Here is a 19293-nt window from a genome sequence, read left to right as displayed (position 1 = left end):
CAGCATAATCTTGAATTTTATCAAAAGATTTTCAACTCTTATTCTTAAATTATTCTTGTGAAGCAAGGGGAGAAATATGAATTTATCTATAGTAAAGCGCCACTTAAAAGAAATAAGAAATTATGGATTATATTTTTTGCAAAAACGTTCTTTACCATCAAATAAATTTGTGATTTTTGGTAGGGGACGTTCTGGTAGTACGCTGTTAGTAAACTTATTAAGTAATCAAAATCAAGTTCATTGTGATAATGAAATATTACACGATCGCCTTCTATTTCCTCGTACTTATATAGACTTATGTTCTTCACATTATGAATCTTCAGTCTATGGTTTTAAGCTTTTAAGTTATCAGGTTAGAGATGTGCAGCCTATTTCCAAACCAGAGAATTTTTTACTTAGCTTATACGAAAGTGGTTATAAATTTATTTATTTAACTCGTAGTAATTTAGTAGATCATGCCCTATCTAATATTAATGCCAAGCACAAACAAAAATATCACCATCGTTCCCATGAAGGTGAACTTGAGTATAAACCGATTAAGGTAGAAATTGAAGAAGTATTTCAAAGGATTCAGTTTAGCGAAGAACTGGGAAAGTATGAAAAAAAATTACTCCAGAAAATACCTCATCTTAGTCTTACATATGAGGATAATCTGCTTGATAGCGAATGTCATCAAAAAACTGTAGACCAAGTTCTAGAATTATTCAACCTACCCTCAAAACCTGTCAAAACTAATCTCGTCAAGTTAATGCCATTGGAGCTTTCAAAAATGGTAGAAAATTATGAAGAGTTAATTGAAGCAATTCAAAAAAGTAAATATGCAGATTTTATTAGGGATAATACCTCAAAAAGCAAACAGCAAGTTTAGCTTAACTTGATTGGTAGATATTCATTAATGGATAATAGATAATTACCTCAAGGAAAACCTTCAAGAATTGAGAATTGAGAATTGAGAATTACCTCTTATTATAAAAAAGAGGATTGGCTAAAAGGATTTTTTTTCTTTTTTCTCCATGAATGGAGAGGCTTTATACCTTGATTTTTGGGTAACTTTTAACAATTAACATCTATTTATTTTATCTGTTTTCTACTGCCCTAAAACTTCATACTTCTGGAAAAAAAGTTTCATAAAATGATTTATGTCTTTATCTGAAAATCAAGAAAATGTTCAACCACTAATTTCTGTGGCTATATGTACTCATAACAGAGCCGATAGACTAATTTTGGCTTTAGAAGGACTGTTAAAACAATCTCTTCCTAGTCAAAATTTTGAAGTTTTAATTATAGATAATGCTTCTCAGGATAATACTAAAGAAATAGGCGATCGCTATGAAAAAAAGTATTCTAATTGTCGCTATATATATGAACCAGTCCTTGGACTATCAAAGGCTCGTAATACAGCTTTAAATCAGGCCAAAGGTAAGTATATTGCCTATTTAGATGATGATGCTATTCCTTGCGAGGAATGGTTAGAAGCAATCTTAGATACTTTTACTACGGTTGAGCCATGTCCAGTATGTATCGGAGGGCCAATTTATGGGTTATGGGAAATTCCTAAACCAGACTGGCTAGATAGAACTATAGAGGATTATTTTACTGTACTGGATTATGGTTCTAAACCTAGATGGTTTCCTCGAAATAAATATCCTTATGGAGCAAATATAACTTATAAAAAAGAATCTCTGGAAAATTTAGGAGGTTTCAATGAGGAATTAGGTCGCCAAGGTAATAAATTATTATCTCAAGAGGAATTATTAGTAAACTGGATTTTAGAAAAACAAGGTGAAAAATTTTACTACAATCCTAAAGCATCTGTAAAACATTGGATTCCCAAAAAAAGAATTAATCCTAATTGGTTGCTGCGTCGTAGTTATTGGCAAGGGCGATCAGATGCAATTGCAGATAAAATAATGGGTAAACCCATAACTCAGCAGTATCAGGAAAGTATATCTAATTTGCTCCACTTAAAACGAGTTATAGCTCAACTTTGGCCTCAAAAGAAAGTACGATTAACAACTAGAACACGCATTTGGCGTAGTTGGGGGTATTTTTTAGAAGTTTGGTTTAATAGATAACAAAAAAGGGAATAGGGAACAAAGTAATTATGAAACAAAAACTTCAAGCACCAGTTTTTCTTTTCGGATGTCCTCGTTCTGGGACAACATTATTACAAAGTTTATTGGCAGCTCATCCTGAAATAGCTTCTTTTCCTGAAACAAAATTTTTCCTCTATGGAATAGCTACTAAATATGAACCTAAACGACAAAGGTTTGGATTAATTTCACGACGTTTAAAACCACATCTAAATCAATACTTTAAAGATGAAATTAATTGCCCAGAAATGTTAAAATATTTTCCAAAAATTCCGCTTATAGATTTATACACTCGTAGCTTTATTAAAGTATTAAATATTTTAACTATAGAAGAAGGTAAGAGTTTGTGGTTAGAAAAAACACCAGACCATATACTTTATTTAGATTACATAGAAAAGATGTTGCCTAAAGCTAGAATGATTCATCTTTTAAGAAACGGTTCTGATGTAGTAGCTTCCTTGTATGAAGTGACTCATAAATATCCTAAAGAATGGTATAAAGCATGGGATATAGACTACTGTTTAGAACGGTGGAAAGAGTCAATAGAAATTAGTATGAAGCATTCTCATAAAGAGAATCATATTTTAGTGAATTATGACCAACTTGTTACAGATACTCCTGCTGTTATCAAAAAAATCTGTGATTTTCTAAGTCTAGAATTTGATGAAGGAATGATAGCAGATTATGGAAGAGTAGCTAAATATTTGATTTTTGAAAAAGGAGGCAGAACAGTAAGGGATAAAATTAAAAAATCTGCCTCTGATAAATTCAATAAAATATTTGATGAATCTCAAAAGCAATATATCTTGGATAGTATTTCTGGATTTAATCTGGAAATATTACAATAACAGAACGTAAGCATTTAGCTCTTAGCAGTAAACTTATCAGCAATAAAACTATCAATAGGGTTTGCTGAAAAAGTTTTATTGGTAAGGGTAAGAGTCAGGAGACAGGAGACAGGAGAAATGGGAATTATAGGGGAGGTACTCGAAAAATTATTCGTCAATTTTTCTGCCATAATCATCTCATGCATACTAACATGCATCAGCTTTTTTCACCAAAAAGCTGGTACTTTTTAAGGGCTAAAAAATGCTTTAGTTTTTATCTGTCAATACTTTCATAATTAATCAGCAAGCCCTAAATTAATTATTGCTATGGTTAAGGAAATATACTTTAGGATAAATGATGTGAAAATTTTAGTTGTCTTGCGGGTATCTTGGCTGCTAAATGTGTACTTCATCGCAAGTGGAAAGTTTTGTGAAAATTAAATAAATGTCTATAGAGAAACTTCCCAACTATTGAAATATTCTACATTTTACTAGAATTAGTTAAGCAAAAATATAGGGTTGTAAATATTCTCTGACGACAAAGAATTAGCTCTTGCTTTCAAACAGAGATGTGGGGATAGGTCTTGATTGATTCAAGTTTATCGAGATTTTCAAGCTATAGTCATTTCAAATAAGGATAAAATACTTTTTTGACTAGAAACCCTTTCAAGGAAAGAAACTCGTCGCAGTCTTGTTCAGAATGACTATAGAAGCGCGTCTACCTTGAAAATATGGGTAAGTTTTAGTATCTCGCAAGACCTCTCCCCAACCTTTCTTCTGCAAGGAGAGGATTGAGTTTTTTCCCCCTTCCCTACTAGGGAAGGGGGTTAGGGGGTTAGGTTTTTTCCCACAATTTTAGTCTAGATGCGCTATTGAATAAACAATTTTGTTTAGGTGCTTAGTGATAGGCGACAGTAGAATACTGTGATTATAGTCACCCAATTTATCCTTATGGCAATATGCTAAAATATTAAACATATAAACTAAAGTACAGGCATTATTGGCGTTGCAGCGTGCGGGAATGAATTATAGGCTGGGAGAAAGAAAAACTAATAAGACAGGATTTACCTGTTCCTAAAACATTCATCCCCTGATTTAGCCAAGCGAAAAATCTCTTGATTCAGCCAAGCTAAAATATCAACTCCAATAAACATATTGTAGCAGTGTGATTTTTTTAGTCAATATGGGCAGAATAATAAAGTAATAGCTTAACCCCTAATAACAAATCTTATTAGAGAATACCAATAATATTAAAGGCCAGGGAATAGTCTATGTATTACCATCGTATATTAAAAAATATCAATAGTATAGTCAAAAAGATAGAAAAACAATTAAGACTACTAACTAAGGGATTAGTAAGAGCGATCGCTCAGAGCAAAAAAACTTTAGGTAATGCTTCTAATGCTGGGTTTGTGCTCCCGACAGTCACAATGGTTATGTTAGTAGTAGTATTACTGACTGTAGCTATATTACTTCGGTCTTTTGATCGGGCGGAACAAGCTCGTAATGTTAGAGTAAGTGAGCAAGCTCTAAGTGCAGCTACTCCTGCTCTAGATAGAGCTAGAGCTAAACTTCAGTATTTATTGAGGGAAGATCCTAGTTTGCCGAGAGGGCAAACACCGGATGAAGACGAAGTTGACAATTATTTAAGTAATGCTGTTGATGAGAGGTATAGATTTGCAGATGAAGAACGCTTGAGGGTAACTAATGATGGTGAGGAAATTACAACTGCTTGGAGATTTCCTGTTGATACAGACAATGATGGAAATAATGATAGTTACACAATATATGGTATTTTCTTAGCTACTCCCCCTAGTGGTGAACAGAGAACACCTCTACAGGCAAGAACTCCACCAGTAACTGTAGGAGACTTGCAAAATGAAAACTGTCCTGCAGGTTTAAGTTTAGCAGGAAATGGTTGGTATAAAAATAATGCAACCAGTAAATTAGTCAAAAGTTTTTTTGTTTATACAGTAACCGTTCCAGATGAAAATAATGCAAATGCACTAAGTCCAGGTATTGCTGCTCTCGAATATCAAGAAGACTGGGAAAGAGTTTCTCTGAGTAATAATGCCGTTGTCTATGGAGATGACTTAGAAATATCTCCAGGTCCTGATTTTCGCATGAATGGGAGAATTTTAACCAATAGTAATTTGATAGTTTCCCCTTTTAGAAATGATTTACACTTATTTCAAGTCAGTAGTGATGAGTCTTGTTTCTATGAAGCAGAAAATAGCAAGATAATTGTTGGGGGAAACGTTGTTAATGGAATGTCTAGTACCAATCAGACAAATGATGTAGATGTAGATTTATTTCGAGGTAGGGCGAATGGTGTAGTAGAAACTGTAATTGGCAGTGGAAATGAGTCTGTGGATAATGAAACTGCTTTTGATACAATCTATAACAATAATGCATACGAAAAGCGTATTACTGTTATGGTTAATGCTCAAATGGATCAAGGTGAAACAAATGATCCTTCAACAGTAACAATAGTAGTAGACAGAAGGATGGATGAGGAAGATACAACAGATGCAGACAGGAGAGCAGAAATACGGCGCGAGGAGTTAGAGATTTACTTCCGGGACAGAACTAGAAAAGTACCTTTTGCAGAACAACCTGCTGATAACCCTGCTCTAGGTGTAGAGTACGATCCTACATACACTGTTATCGGTAGTGGTGATGGACTTAAACCACCAGATGAATGGATACTGCCAGATGGTAACACCAATCTCGACTTAGATGAAGATCAACTACTATCTAGAGAACCAGATGATGATGATGATAATCGCCCAGAACTATTTTTGGGAGAACGGATACTTGTAGGAAATAACCTGCCAGCTAACTGGTGGAATGGTTCTCAGTTTGTTACTGAACAACAAGAAGATATAGGTGGCAGTTGGGTTGATGATGCTGGCAACCTAGTTAATCCACCAGAACGTACTCGTCAACCTCGTGTCACAGAATTACCTTCTGTGGGTTCTTTAGGTCGGAATCGTTTCTGGGAAAGGGCGGCAGCACAAGTGCCAGAAGCTCCTTTAGATGGTATTGGTGGGTTGCGTGTAATTACAGGAGCAGGAGTTTATGAACGGACTAATTCTTTTCTGCCACCTCCAGTAATAAATGCTTGGACACAAGCACCAGTAGACGACCCGGCAACTCCTGCCCCTGTAATTGAAGAATATACAGTTGTCTGGCCAGATACAATGCCAATGTCACCTAGTCCTGGAGCTACAGTCTATGATAATGCTCCTACTGCAGGAGGATGGAATTCACTCCCAAATCCTGCCCCTACAGCACAAAATCCTGCTGGTGGCACGACGATTGACCCAAATACTCCCCAATATGCTAAGGGCGATCTGAGAATGCGGGCAACGGTGGTATATCACTATGCACAAGACCCCATTGACCCGAATACCGAACCCGCAGACAACGAACAAGCTCCTATTGCTTGTATTAGTAGTTACTATGACCCAACCAATAGTATAACTGCTTTTAATGAGGGTACATTACCTTGGAATCAAGACCCTGGTGGTAGATCAAACAATGGTATTGTTTACCCACCCCCAACAACAGCAAGACCAGGAGGTGCTATTTTTACTGAAGCTACAGGTTTGTTTTCTAGTACGAATCCACCTGAACTAGCACAACAAGCAAATATGGTTTTCCCAGATGGCAGATTTGCTAATGAACCTCTGCGCAGAGCTTTAGAAAGGTTATTTAATAATGGTGACCTGACTCTAGAAGAACAGGCAGCAATAGACTCGACTTTGTGTTCTTTAGAGATATTAGACGGTACATTGACTCCAGCTACCACTCCTCTCGATCATGGTGTTATCAGAGAAGTCACCCTATTGGACGCAAGACAAATAAAAGCTATAGATGCTGATAATCCTGCAACTGCTGTTGATGAAACTTTTACTCTCAATAGCACTCTAGCAAATCCGGCAAGCTTGACAACAAACTATGATTTAGCTTTAGAGGAACGACAACCACTAGAAATTCGTTTGACTCAATTAGATTTGAATCAAATGAGGAATCAAGAGATAACTTTTGATGGTTCAGTAACAACAGGACCATCGCCAGAGTATTTACTGCCAAATAGCGGTATTATTTATGCTAGCCGTGATGATGCTTTACCAGATAGGAGCGATCGCACACCTAATGATTCTAATGATGGTATAGATGAAGATGCTAGTAAAGCCATTAGTCCTACGGATTATAAACTAGACCCCACTCGACGACCTAATGGCATTATGTTGATAAATGGTCAAAGTCTAGCGAGAAATGATGGTAATAATCCTGTTAACAGTATAGATGATGTTGTTAAAGAAAAGGGCTTAACTTTAGTCACTAATCTACCAGTATATATTCATGGGAACTTTAATCCTCATACTCAGGAGGAATTCACTCAGACATTAGCAGATGACTGGGGTAACTTCTATGATCGGACTGAAGATCAAATAAATCCGAATTTTGCCTGTCGTCCTGGAGACCCAAGACTTCCTAATTGTAACCAAGGCGATAATTGGCGTCCGGCAACGGTGCTAGCAGATGCGATTACATTATTATCTGATGATGATGATGATAATGATGATGATGGGTTTCCTAATAATGACAGTTACGATAATATTACTGTAGGTTTTCGTCCTGGTTTTCGTGATGAGGGAGATTTTGACCTGAGAAATAATGCTGGTAATCTTCCGGTTGTTGCCAACGATTTTGATGGAGACAACATAGCGGATGCAGGATATGATTTTGATGGAGTAGATGCTGATGGAAATGGAAATTTCTTAGATTCTAGCCTTGGTTTAGATGAAAGAGCGACAGGACTTAATCGAGATTTGAACGGTGACGGAGACCAGAGAGATATTGGTGAGGAAGTATTAGGTTTTGACCTGGATGGGCGCGATCTTGATGGAGATGGTGATTTTGTAGATAATGCACTTTTGCCAGAAGTTGATATTACTGTTGCTGGTGCTCGAATGTTAAATGGTTTCTATGGTAATAATTTTGTTACTAACGGTTTAAGTAGTGGTTCTCACTTTACAACAACAGGTACACCTCTTACAGTCAATGAAGTATTTTATAACGTGAATACGGGCAACCCAACCGACAGTCTTGGTGCTACGACTACAGTGACACCAATAATAGATACTAACTACTCAACTACTAGCAATGCTAATGCTGTTAATAGTTCTTACTTCAATAACTATGTGACACCAGTACAGCGACGGGGACAATTTCCAGAGTATGTAATGGAGATCTGTCGTAAACTTCCTGTCTCCTCTTGTCAGCCTGGAGATTGGGTAGTAGGCTATGATTTTGATACAGATGGGTTGTTGAATACGGCAGAAGATGCTATTCCTGCGCCACAAGATATTAACGGGGATGGGAATATTGATGCAAATGGCACAGAAAAGGATTTGAGAGTAAGCAATTTAATAGTAACTGGAACACCCTCAACAGTTAACTTTTTAGGTGCTGGTACAACTGCTCGCCCTGCACTAGACCCTGCAGATCGTCATTATCCACGTCGTATAGCATTCTTACGTTATCCTAATGACGATCCTTTTGGAGCAACAGCAGCATTTAACGAACAAAATACGTTGGTCTTAGATGCAAATAATGTACCTATTCCACTAGGAATAGATAATGCTGGAAATGTTAATTACTATCCATATAGTGCTGTAGATATTCCATTAACTGGTGGTCAGTTTAGTCCCGGTGGAACTAACACAGGATTTCCTGTTGCTGTACCAAGCAATAATGCTAATGCTCTTTGGTTTAGAACAACAACTACACCTAATGCTCCTACTGGTGGAGATAATTATGGTAATGATACTGATAAACATTTGTTTTATTTGAACCCATTAGTAGTTACGACTCCACTTACACCAACAACTCTAGGTGTAGGAACAGTGCAACAACCCCTGCTAGTACCTGTTCTCCAAAATTATGTACCAACAAATACACCTCAAGCCAATGAAGCTAACTTGCGAAATGAGAATAATGAGAGGCTAAGGGGGAGATCGAGATGGCTAACCAGGGCTTCTAACAATACTACATTTAACCTCGTAGTAGGCTCCGGTGACGTACCACCTCGTCCTCCAGAAACTAATGGTGGTTTACAAAACTTACCTCGCTTCCTAGAAAACTGGGCACGGAACAACAACAATAATTTTGCTACTAACATCACTGGTAGTTTTATGCAATTAAACCGTAGCGCTTATGCTACCGCACCTTATCCACACCTGCCGCCCAATGGTATAAACAATCAACAAGGCGCGAATAGTCTTTTTGGATATCGAGGTTCCTATAAAACCAACAACTATGCTGTTGACAACAACGGTGCTAGGGTTGGATACTTCTTACCACCCGATCGTCAATGGGGGTATGATGTTGGTTTACTCTCTCAGTCCCCTGACTACTTCTCTCAACAACTGAGTGGTGAAGACTCAAGTGGTGAACCATCTAAGTATTATCGGGAAGTAAGTTTAGATGACGAGTGGGTACAAACTTTGTTGTGTTCTCAAGTAATTGATACAGGTGAAAATGCAGCTAATGATAATTATCGTCAAAATTGCAACTAAGATTGATACCTAAAAATCAATAGACATCTTGCAGAAGTGAATATTTAATATTTAATATTTTTCATTTATTTATTCCCACTTTCTGCAAGATTTGACAAAAAATAATTAAACAAGGAGAGTTATGAATAAAAAACAAATTCAACAAAAAATCAAAAAATGGCAACAAATTAATCCTAATGCAGGCTACACCATTATGGAAGGTTTAGTCGCAATGATTATGGTTGCTTTTCTGATGAGTGCAATTGCACCTGTTATTGCTTTGTCCGTAGGGACTCGCGTACAGGCAAGACGGATAGAATTAGCATCACAAGCGGCTACGAGTTATATAGATTGGGTGAGAATAGACCCAACTCAAAACAGCCCTAATCTGACACTAAATAACCTTGATGATGCTCCTAGTCCAACTTCTGGAAATCTAGAATGCAATGATGGAGAAATTTGTACTACTCCAACCTCTGCTGTGTTCAACGATCTCTATTGTATTGATGGAGATGGAGATGGTGAATGTACAACCAACAGTGTGACAGATATGGTAGTTCAAGGAGTGCGTAGTGCATTCACACAAAACGAAAACCAGGGTTATGCCTTAGGTGTCAGAGTTTATAGAGCAGATGCTTTCCAGGAAACTTCTCTTTGTCCTGATGGAACAAATTGCCCTGATGAAGCAACACAGCAATCTACTGTGACAAATGCTATTGGTAATCGTAGGTTACCAGTGGTAGAAATGGTAACAGATATAGCACCAGCAGACCTTAATGGTTCATTTCAAAATCTTTGCGATCGGTTTGCTAGACAAGAGGGTGAAGATCCAAATTCAATTTGTCCATAAAAGGGTGTTGATATGGACGATAATTTTTAAAAAATTGAGAATATATTTATGATGCAAAACTTACTGAAATTACTAATAAAAACCCAGTCGAATCACAAATTAAAAAAGTTAAGCAACTCGACAAGTGGTTTTACCATGATAGAACTACTTGTAGGAACGATCATTTCATTTTTAATAATTGTTCCTATGTTGACTTTTGTTGTAGATATCCTCAACCGAGATGTGCGGGAAGAGGCAAAGACAAACAGCGAACAGGAGTTACAGGCAGCAATTGACTATATTGCTCAGGATATGAGTCAAGCCCTTTATATATACACTCCAAATGAAGTTAGCTGTATTCAAAACCGGAGTGCAGACTCTTGTGGTACGGCTCCAGAAACATCAGGGGATACAGCTATACCAACTGATGTAGGTACGCCGATACTTGTTTTTTGGAAACGTAAATATGAAAGCAACGTTTTACCTGTCGATGGCTGTACTCCTAATAATAGAAATGATTGCTTTGATGATACGTTTGTATATTCATTAGTTGCTTATTACACAATAGATGAAACAAGTACTGCTTCTGTTTGGTGTGACGAAACACCTTGCCCATCTAGGATAGCTAGAGTTGAAATTAGCGACAACCCTACTAATAGTGACGGTAACTACATTAACGGGGAAGCACCTGAGAATGGTTATAATACAAACAATATTGGGAATATAGAAACACCAGGAGAGCTTGTCAAAGGTGATGGAAATTTTGATCCAGTAGCAGTGCTGGTTAATTATATAGAAGCTTTTGAGCTGAATTCGGTGACCAATAATAAACTAGCTAAAATCACAATTCAAGGCAATGCTTTACGTCGTATCCAAACAAACAATACTGACTGTACTGCTAGTGATTCTTCCTATTGTCCTCAAGCAACTGCTCAAGTAGGCGGACGTAGTGGCTTTGGAGAATAGTAGACCGCAAATTTCAAAACTAATAAGTATTAAATTTTCCTATACAGAAAACCGATATGAAACCCTCAAATTTTTTAGTAAAATTCTTACTCCGGCTTTCCCCAAAGCGATCTACTTATCCTCTTAATTTGAATGCAGGTTTTTCTCTTGTAGAGTTAGCAATAGTAGTTTTAATCATAGGAATATTGAGTGCGATCGCTGCCCCTAGTTGGAATGCTTTTATCAGCAGGCAGCGCATCCGTACAGTTAACGATGGAGTATTTCGAGCATTGAGGTCAGCTCAAAGTGATGCCAAGTTGAAAAAGGCAGATAGAATAGTTGAATTCCGGGACATTAACATTGATTCTGCAACAAATCCCAGTACAGGTAAACCTTATAACGATCCACCAAGATTCCATATTTATTCTACCTCTAAAACAACTCCAATACCAAATACAGATTTATTGTGGGAATCTTTAGGAGCAAATAGTGAAATTAAACCAGGAATGGTTAAATTAGCTATAAAAGAATGTCAAACTAAAGATGCTAATGATAACTGTACAGCTTATCAAGACGATCCAAACGATCAAATTAAATTTAACCATTTAGGTGCAGTGGAAATAAATGATCCAACCCAAGAACTACCTTTTGCGGTTACTGCTTCTACAACAGATGATGGATTTAAAAGATGTGTAATTGTTGAAACTATCTTAGGTAGTATGAGAATAGCAGAAGGAGAATTTGATTCAGCAACAGGAGCAGGATGCCCATAATTTAATTTCTCCTTATAGTTACCACAAAATAACTGCTCTGTCAAACCTATTTCAGGTTAATGACAGGGCAGTTCTTTTATTTTCAAAGATATCACTTTATTTGACATTAAATTTTTAATTAGTAGAATAGTAAACAGAGATAAAAATATTAAATAACAGAATATCGGGGTGAAAATGAAGGCTAAAATTTTTACTTCAGTAAAATCAACTATTATAAAAAATTCTCCTAAAAATAGATCGGAGAAATTACTGAAACAACAAGAAGCAGGATATAGTCTCACAGAATTAACACTTGTGGTTTTAATTATTGGTATTCTGGCAGCGATCGTCGCCCCAGGATGGTTGGGCTTCATTAACAAATACCGCCTCCGCACCTCTAACGACAGAATATATCAAGCTATGTTTACAGCTAGACGCTACGCCATGCGAGATAAAACATCTTGGCAAGCAAGTTTCCAAGAAACCAGCAATGCTATTGGCCAACCTATTATTAAGTGGGCAGTACATAAAGCAGCGATCGCTCCCAACGACTTAGCAACTTCAAGCTGGAAATATTTAGAGCCTGGTATTGAGATAGATGATAACGAGAAAAATGACAAAGGCAAATATGAAACTACGCTACTAATAGTTAAACCTGACACTAACAAAGTTACTACAACAAGAACAAGTCCTATGTACCGCGCTCTTTTTAACTACAAAGGCTGTCCAGTTTACAACCCTACCGAGCAATGTACACAAACTAGCCTCCGAGCAAAAGGGCGTATTGCCATCAAACCCCAAAACCAAGACAAACCTAAAAGATGCGCGATCATTTCTACTTTGCTAGGAGTAGTCAGAACTGGAGAAGATAACCCCAAAGCAGATAATACAGGAAAATATTGTCATTAAAATTTTGGGAAATATTGTGTAGGTTGGGTTTAGAGAAACGAAACCCAACATTCCCCATTGTAGGGGCGAATGGCCATTCGCCCCTACAGGGTTTTGGTTATAATGAGGTTTCCTCCATTTCCAACACCTGCCAAACTTCCTGCATCAACTCCTCCAAACCAATACCCGCAACAGCAGAAATAAGGAAAACTTTTCCCCCACTCATCTCTCTAAACTGACTTACCAACTCCTGTATTTCTGCACTCTCTAAATCAACCGCATCAACCTTATTTAAAGCCAAAATTTGCTGCTTATCTTCTAAATTTCGCCCATAAGCTGTTAACTCATTTTGAATAGTCTCAAAATTTTCCACCGGATTAATATCTGTAATATCAACTAAATGCAACAATAACTTAGTCCGTTCAATATGCCTCAAAAATTCATGTCCCAAACCCAAACCAGCAGAAGCACCTTCAATTAATCCTGGAATATCAGCAAAAACAGTACCATCTCCCGTCGGTTTTCTTACAACTCCCAAATTTGGAACTAAAGTAGTAAAAGGATAATCAGCAATTTTCGGACGAGCAGCAGAGAGAGCAGCAATCAAAGTAGACTTTCCCGCATTCGGCAACCCAATAATTCCTACTTCAGCTAACAGTTTCAACTCCAACCGCAACATTCGCACTTCACCCTCCAAACCAGGCAAAGCATATTCAGGAGCGCGGTTACTATTACTGAGAAAATGTTTATTTCCTAACCCACCTTTACCACCTTGAGCAACACAAAAAGTTTGCCCCGCTTCAACTAAATCTCCTAATAATTCCTCAGTTTCCGCATCATAAATCATCGTACCAGGAGGTACTTCAATTAAGCGATCGCTTCCAGCGGCCCCAGTCATATTTTTTGGACCGCCCCGCTTACCATTTTCTCCTTTAAAAACACGTTGAAATTTAAAATCCAACAAAGTTTGCAGATGAGCAACGGCCACTAAAATCACAGAACCCCCACGGCCACCATTACCACCCGCAGGCCCTCCCGCAGGCACAAACTTTTCACGACGAAAGGCAACCATGCCATCGCCACCTTTACCACCTTCTACTTGAATTTCTGCTTGATCAATGAATTGCATAATTGAAGTTCTCTCCCGTTAAATCAAAGATTATAACGGGAGCTTATCAAACAAAGATAATTGAATCCTTGTTTGCTGAAGTTTCTTGCCTCACAGGCCGATCAATATCGAAGCCTCCACAAGCAGACAAGATGATACGCACCTCGTGTAATGCTTTATTTAATATGTTAACTGCAGCATTCTCGTCTCTATCTAAAACCGTTTTACATTTAGGACAAGAGTGAGTTCTAATTGATAAAGTTTTAGGCACTTTATGACCACAATTACTACAATTTTGTGATGTATTGTGAGGATTAACTTTAACTACATGAACACCGCGTTTGACCGCTACTGCATTCAACTTTTCAAGAAAAGCACCCCATCCTACATCATAAATTGATTTTGATAGTTTAGTATTTCTAGCTAAACCTTTAATATTAAGGTCTTCTACAGCAATTAAATCATACTCTTCAACTAACTTGTGAGCAGTAATGCAAGTGAAAATCTTCTCTTTTTCTAGCAATATGTTGATGCAATCTAGCTCTTTTATTTTGCGCCTTTTTCCAGTTATTAGAACTAATTTCCTTTCTGTCTGCTTGACCTTGTTTTCTAGCTAAATTAGAAGCAGCTTTTCTATACTGCTATATTTGAACATCAATCGACACCTATTTAATTTGCTGTCGGCAATTCCCCTCCCGTTATAATCTCTGATTTAACGGGAGGGGAATTGCCGAATCTAGTTGGGAAAAAGTTTAGTCAGAAAATAGCATTTTTCAGCAATATCTATTCCTTTTTGCCAAATTTTTAAATCTTTAAAGTTATGAATGTCAGACATTTTCAACTTATCTTTTAAGTTTTACATAGGATTTCATCTGAGTGAGGTAGAGCTATTTATAGACAAAATATCAACCTACAAATATTTTATCATTATTCCTTACTCCCTACTCCCTAACAATATTTAGACACATCTTCCTGACATTCATCTGCCAAATAAGATAAGGCACGGAAGCGTAAACCAACCAACTGATCGTAAACTGGATTAAGTTTGCACATAGCTGGAATGTGGGCTACTTTCTTACCAAAAATTACAACATCCCGCTCAAATGGACATTGAGGAGGAATCATTTTACAAACCATGTGAGCCACTTTTGGGTCATTGACATCCCACCCATCCAACCAATCTTTGATCGGAGCAAGTACAGTTTGCTCGTGTTCCGGATCGTGGGGAATAATAAAAGTACCAGTATGTTCTGTTTCTTCCAGCCAACTTTCTAAATTATCTTCTTCTGCTTGTTCCTTAGCTTTTTCTAGATTTTTTCTCAGTGCATCTAAGGCTTTAACTTTTAGTCCTAGAGCATCACAATATTGATGAAGTATATCATCTTCAGTCATAGAATAAATTCCATCTGCCAAGGCTACCATTACAGCAGTTCTCATAAAATTTTCTGCTATATTAGGACTCTCCCCAAAGACCTTAGCTAAATCATCTGGACTAATAGGTTGTAGTTCTGAGATTTCAATTGTCGAAGCAAATTCTTCATGACTAAAGTGGTCAAATAAATCTTTTTCTGTAGCATCAAGTTCTCCATCTGCATAAGCAACGCTCATTAGTCCTCGTAACCAAGTAGTAGTTTGTTCTTTGTTTAGGGAAGATTTGACAATGTTAGTCATGCCTTAACCTCTGATTAAATATAAGTTTTGTGATTTGCTCCCAGACCTAAATCAAAAATTATTAGCAGGGAAGCTACTATTTATATTTTACCTCACTACCTCAATCTTCAAATCCTAATTTTTTTAATTTATTAGAGGTTTATTAATTAGAGTTTCTGTGATGATAGATACATTCTTTTAGCTGAATTAAACCATTTGGAAAAAAGATTGTTACAAGTAAGTTTTGGGTAGTAGGTAAATCAAAGTTAGCGAGTTTCAGGAATCAAGTTTATCACTATTCACAATTATATTAGTTATTGGTAAAATTATTTTATCTAATACCAATTCCCATACATTAATGCTATTTTGACTCAAAACTTCAGTTATTAAGTAATAAGTAAGATCCAATATTTTTTTTAACGATTATAGGTACAACCGCAAATATATATTATTCTTATAAACCATACTCCCTAGTGCAGGATGACGGAAATAACTGACCAGTGACAAAATACTCAAAGCCTTACCAATCAAAACTTCTGACTTCCCCTCCTGGCTCCCCTCCTCGGAGGGGCGGGGGTGGGTGGGGTTAGGGGTGGGTTGAATTCTGAATTCTGACTTCCGCGTAGCGGTACTAGCCTCAAGAAGATGTAGCAATAATAGGTGAGATTTGGTATAATTTATCTTAAACTTATAATTTTCAACTATCTTGCAAGAGTAAAAATTCAACCTTATTTTGTGTTTCCCATTATCTAGGTAATTTGGTGCAAACTAACTAATCCCTGCCATAATTCGGAATTATTGAAAGAACCAGAGTCAATTATTTCTTGAATATCTTCTGTCATTGTGGTCGTAATATTATCCAAGGGCAGGTCATTATGATCGTAACCGAAAGGATTTTCTATTTCTAAACCGATAGCTTCAATTCCTAAAAGAGCAAAACTAATAACACCTGCTACGGGAACTGTCCACCAACTTAATTCAGCAACAAATTGAAAAGGAATAGCAAAGCAATATATTAATAATAAATGTTTTAAGTGAATAGAATAAGCTTTAGGAATAGGGGTAGTAGCAATCCGTTGACAACCTCCAAAAGCGATAAAAATTTCTTCAATTTTTTGATTCCAAGTCATAAAAGTCAATTCATTAATAGTATTATTTTTGGCAAGTTCATTAAAATATATGGCTAACCATTTAGTCATTTGCAGAGGCATATTCTTAGTCCTAGTTAATTCTAGATACTGAATTTCAGAAATATAGTTTTTGATTTCTTCATTAACTTTCTCTTGACGAAGCTGAAGTTTAATAGCAATAAACATAGCAATCAATAGTTTGATATGAGATATTTTTTTTTGATAATCTTCGCTGTTACTCTCAGAAACAAAAACCATGATATTTTTTGCCATAATGCAGCAATTTTTAGAAATCAAACCGATTAATTTTCGACCTTCCCAATAGCGATCGTAAGCTGTATTTGTTCTAAAAACTAGCAATAAACCTAGTACAATTCCAGGGATAATACTACCTAAAATTGGCTGACTCATTGGTAAATTATTACCATGAGCTATAGTAACTCCTAGAGCAAATATCATAATGACTAATACTCTCTTCCAAATACTAGGAATGACTGAACTGTTAAAGTCGAAAACCAGATAAAACCAGCTTCTTTCTCGATGATTCATTGGTTTAACCTCGAAATTAATAAAAAAAAAGAGAATAGGGAATTAAGGGATAAATTCAAATACATCCGGTCTCTTTATCCTTAGTAGGAGAAATTTAATATTACTTATAAATAAAATACAAAATGCGTTAGTTTTGGTAAAATTCACAAGCCCTAGTGGTTTAGTGAATCAACCCTAGCAAACTAGAAGTTTTTGCCTCTTTTAGAACCTTATTTTTCAAGGGAAGCAGATTGGATATAATTATCCGAACTTGATATTAGTTCTAATAATATTTCTGTTGAAAATATTTGACAGCTTTAAGCATAAATATTTCAATAATTGCAAAATCTAAATAGGTGATTTAATAATTAATAATTAACAATTAATAATTACCTTTCCTTAAAACGGATAGGATTGACCAAAATTATTTTTTTTCTTCTCTTAGTCGATTGGATATGGCGCACTTCGGAGCGGCTCTGCAAGAGCAGGAAACCTCGCCATCCCAGCATCCTAACGGAATACTCTCTCTTGCCTCCTCCGGAGGAGCTGCGCTTTTTCCTGACGGAATGCTACGCATTCATGTCGGCTTTTAGCCGAAACGCTTTTCATGTCGCGCAGCGTTTTTCATGTCGGCTCTTAGCCGAAACGCGCGTTTTGCCGAACGCTAAACGCAAATGACCGCTTTTTCTCCATCAATGGAAAGGCTTTAGACCTTAATTATTCGGTAAGGGTAATTGATTAATTCCCCCTACAAGAATATTTGGTAGTAGTGTATCAAGTAGTGATATTCTAAAAAAAATTAAGTAGGCAAGCAAATACGATTCCTTTAAAAGAAACAAATTAATTTATTTTCTGTTCCTTGTTGCCTATTGCCTGCTCCCTACCTTCATAATAAATCACTACATCTATAGGATTACCGAATATTTTACTTGTAACTGATAATCCGAACCTGATATAAATCATCTTATAATTATTGTATTCTGCATTACTCCATCACAAAAGTATCCTTGTTTACCAATAAACAATCAAATAAATATACTCACCTTACTGCTAAAGAGCGTAGATTTATCTCATTTCCAGCTCAAGTAATGCTAGAGCAAAATTTGTTAGTAGGTAAAATTCTTGATTTTGGCTGTGGGTTAGGTAACGATGTTAAACTACTAAAACAAAAAGGCTTTGATGTTACTGGTTATGACCCTTATTATTTTCCTGAATATCCCGAGGGAAAATTTGATACTATTCTTTGTTTTTATGTCTTAAATGTTTTGTTTGAACAACCACAAGTCGAAGTTTTGATGAAAGTTTCCCAGTTATTAAATGCTGGAGGAAAAGCTTATTATGCTGTGAGAAGAGGTTTGAAGAGAGAAGGTTTTCGAGAACATTACATACACAAGAAACCAACTTATCAGTGTTTAGTTAATTTACCTTTTAAATCTATTCACATTGATAAATTGTGTGAAATTTATGAGTATATTCATTATAATCAGCAAAAAAATTCTGAAAACAAATGTTTATTTTGTAACCCCCGTAAAAATCTACAGTTAATTACAGAGTCAGCAAAAGCTTATGCAATACTTGACGGCTATCCAGTGACAAAAGGGCATACATTAATTATACCCAAACTTCACCAGGCAAATTATTTTGAGTTACCTGTAGATGAACAATTAGAATGTTGGTTAATGGTAAATCAGGTAAAGAAAATTTTACAGGAAAAGTATAATCCGGATGGATTTAATGTAGGAATAAACGTTAATCATGCCGGAGGACAAAAAATGATGCACTGTAATATTCATGTTATTCCTAGATATCAAAAAAATGAGTTAGGAGTTAAAGGTGGGATGAGATTTGTGGTGCCGAAGAAGAAAGACTAAGTTTGATTATTTCCCAGACTAAACTCACAAGGCTTCATAATTTTAGGGGTTTGTTCATTAATTGATAATTGATAATGGATAATTGATAATTACCTCTGGTTAA

Annotated in this window: 13 protein-coding genes; 9 read left to right on the top strand and 4 right to left on the bottom strand. The window is 36.3% G+C overall.

Features of this window, described 5'->3' with window-relative positions; translation table 11 throughout:
• Positions 1-76 precede the first annotated feature (76 nt).
• The 8 genes from ACP6PL_RS10930 to ACP6PL_RS10895 all read left to right on the top strand — a co-directional run bounded on the left by ACP6PL_RS10930 (position 77) and on the right by ACP6PL_RS10895 (position 12924).
• Positions 77-868, top strand: a complete 792-nt coding sequence (locus ACP6PL_RS10930) for a hypothetical protein (protein ID WP_426545287.1) — start codon at positions 77-79, stop codon at positions 866-868.
• A 271-nt stretch (positions 869-1139) separates the two neighbouring features.
• The gene (locus ACP6PL_RS10925) at positions 1140-2075 is read left to right on the top strand and encodes a glycosyltransferase (RefSeq protein WP_426545286.1); all 936 of its coding nucleotides are present in this window, start codon (positions 1140-1142) and stop codon (positions 2073-2075) included.
• A 29-nt stretch (positions 2076-2104) separates the two neighbouring features.
• On the top strand, positions 2105-2941 hold the full coding sequence (locus ACP6PL_RS10920; RefSeq protein WP_426545285.1) for a sulfotransferase family protein: 837 nt from the start codon (positions 2105-2107) through the stop codon (positions 2939-2941).
• 1250 nt (positions 2942-4191) lie between these two features.
• Complete coding sequence (gene hpsA / locus ACP6PL_RS10915) at positions 4192-9510, top strand: hormogonium polysaccharide biosynthesis protein HpsA (protein WP_426545284.1); 5319 nt, start codon at positions 4192-4194, stop codon at positions 9508-9510.
• A gap of 121 nt (positions 9511-9631) precedes the next feature.
• The gene (gene hpsB / locus ACP6PL_RS10910; RefSeq protein WP_426545283.1) at positions 9632-10339 is read left to right on the top strand and encodes a hormogonium polysaccharide secretion pseudopilin HpsB; all 708 of its coding nucleotides are present in this window, start codon (positions 9632-9634) and stop codon (positions 10337-10339) included.
• Between the two features lie 48 nt (positions 10340-10387).
• Positions 10388-11284, top strand: coding sequence for a hormogonium polysaccharide secretion pseudopilin HpsC (hpsC, locus tag ACP6PL_RS10905; RefSeq protein WP_426545282.1), 897 nt, complete (start codon positions 10388-10390; stop codon positions 11282-11284).
• A gap of 56 nt (positions 11285-11340) precedes the next feature.
• A complete protein-coding gene (locus ACP6PL_RS10900; RefSeq protein WP_426545281.1) occupies positions 11341-12036 on the top strand; it encodes a pilus assembly FimT family protein in 696 nt (231 codons plus the stop codon).
• 174 nt (positions 12037-12210) lie between these two features.
• Positions 12211-12924 carry a pilus assembly FimT family protein gene (locus ACP6PL_RS10895; protein ID WP_426545280.1) on the top strand — a complete coding sequence of 238 codons (714 nt, stop codon included), beginning with the start codon at positions 12211-12213 and terminating at the stop codon, positions 12922-12924.
• Positions 12925-13021: 97 nt separating this feature from the next.
• Here ACP6PL_RS10895 and obgE read toward each other — a convergent pair whose 3' ends face one another.
• From obgE to ACP6PL_RS10875, 4 genes are all read right to left on the bottom strand, one after another.
• Positions 13022-14032, bottom strand: a complete 1011-nt coding sequence (gene obgE / locus ACP6PL_RS10890) for a GTPase ObgE (RefSeq protein ID WP_426545279.1) — start codon at positions 14030-14032, stop codon at positions 13022-13024.
• 46 nt (positions 14033-14078) lie between these two features.
• The gene (locus tag ACP6PL_RS10885; RefSeq protein ID WP_426545278.1) at positions 14079-14534 is read right to left on the bottom strand and encodes an RNA-guided endonuclease InsQ/TnpB family protein; all 456 of its coding nucleotides are present in this window, start codon (positions 14532-14534) and stop codon (positions 14079-14081) included.
• 425 nt (positions 14535-14959) lie between these two features.
• Positions 14960-15682, bottom strand: coding sequence for a Mo-dependent nitrogenase C-terminal domain-containing protein (locus tag ACP6PL_RS10880; RefSeq protein ID WP_426545277.1), 723 nt, complete (start codon positions 15680-15682; stop codon positions 14960-14962).
• A gap of 728 nt (positions 15683-16410) precedes the next feature.
• Positions 16411-17340 carry a bestrophin family protein gene (locus tag ACP6PL_RS10875; protein ID WP_426545276.1) on the bottom strand — a complete coding sequence of 310 codons (930 nt, stop codon included), beginning with the start codon at positions 17338-17340 and terminating at the stop codon, positions 16411-16413.
• A gap of 986 nt (positions 17341-18326) precedes the next feature.
• On the opposite strand from ACP6PL_RS10875, the gene ACP6PL_RS10870 reads away from it, so the two are divergent.
• Positions 18327-19190 (top strand): HIT family protein, encoded by an 864-nt coding sequence (locus tag ACP6PL_RS10870; protein ID WP_426545275.1) that lies wholly within the window; start codon positions 18327-18329, stop codon positions 19188-19190.
• The last annotated feature ends 103 nt before the right edge of the window (positions 19191-19293 follow it).

Origin of the sequence: Dapis purpurea BLCC-M126 (assembly GCF_050015975.1) — a bacterium.
Lineage (GTDB): Bacteria > Cyanobacteriota > Cyanobacteriia > Cyanobacteriales > Microcoleaceae > Trichodesmium.
This window is presented reverse-complemented; position numbering and strand designations above follow the sequence as displayed.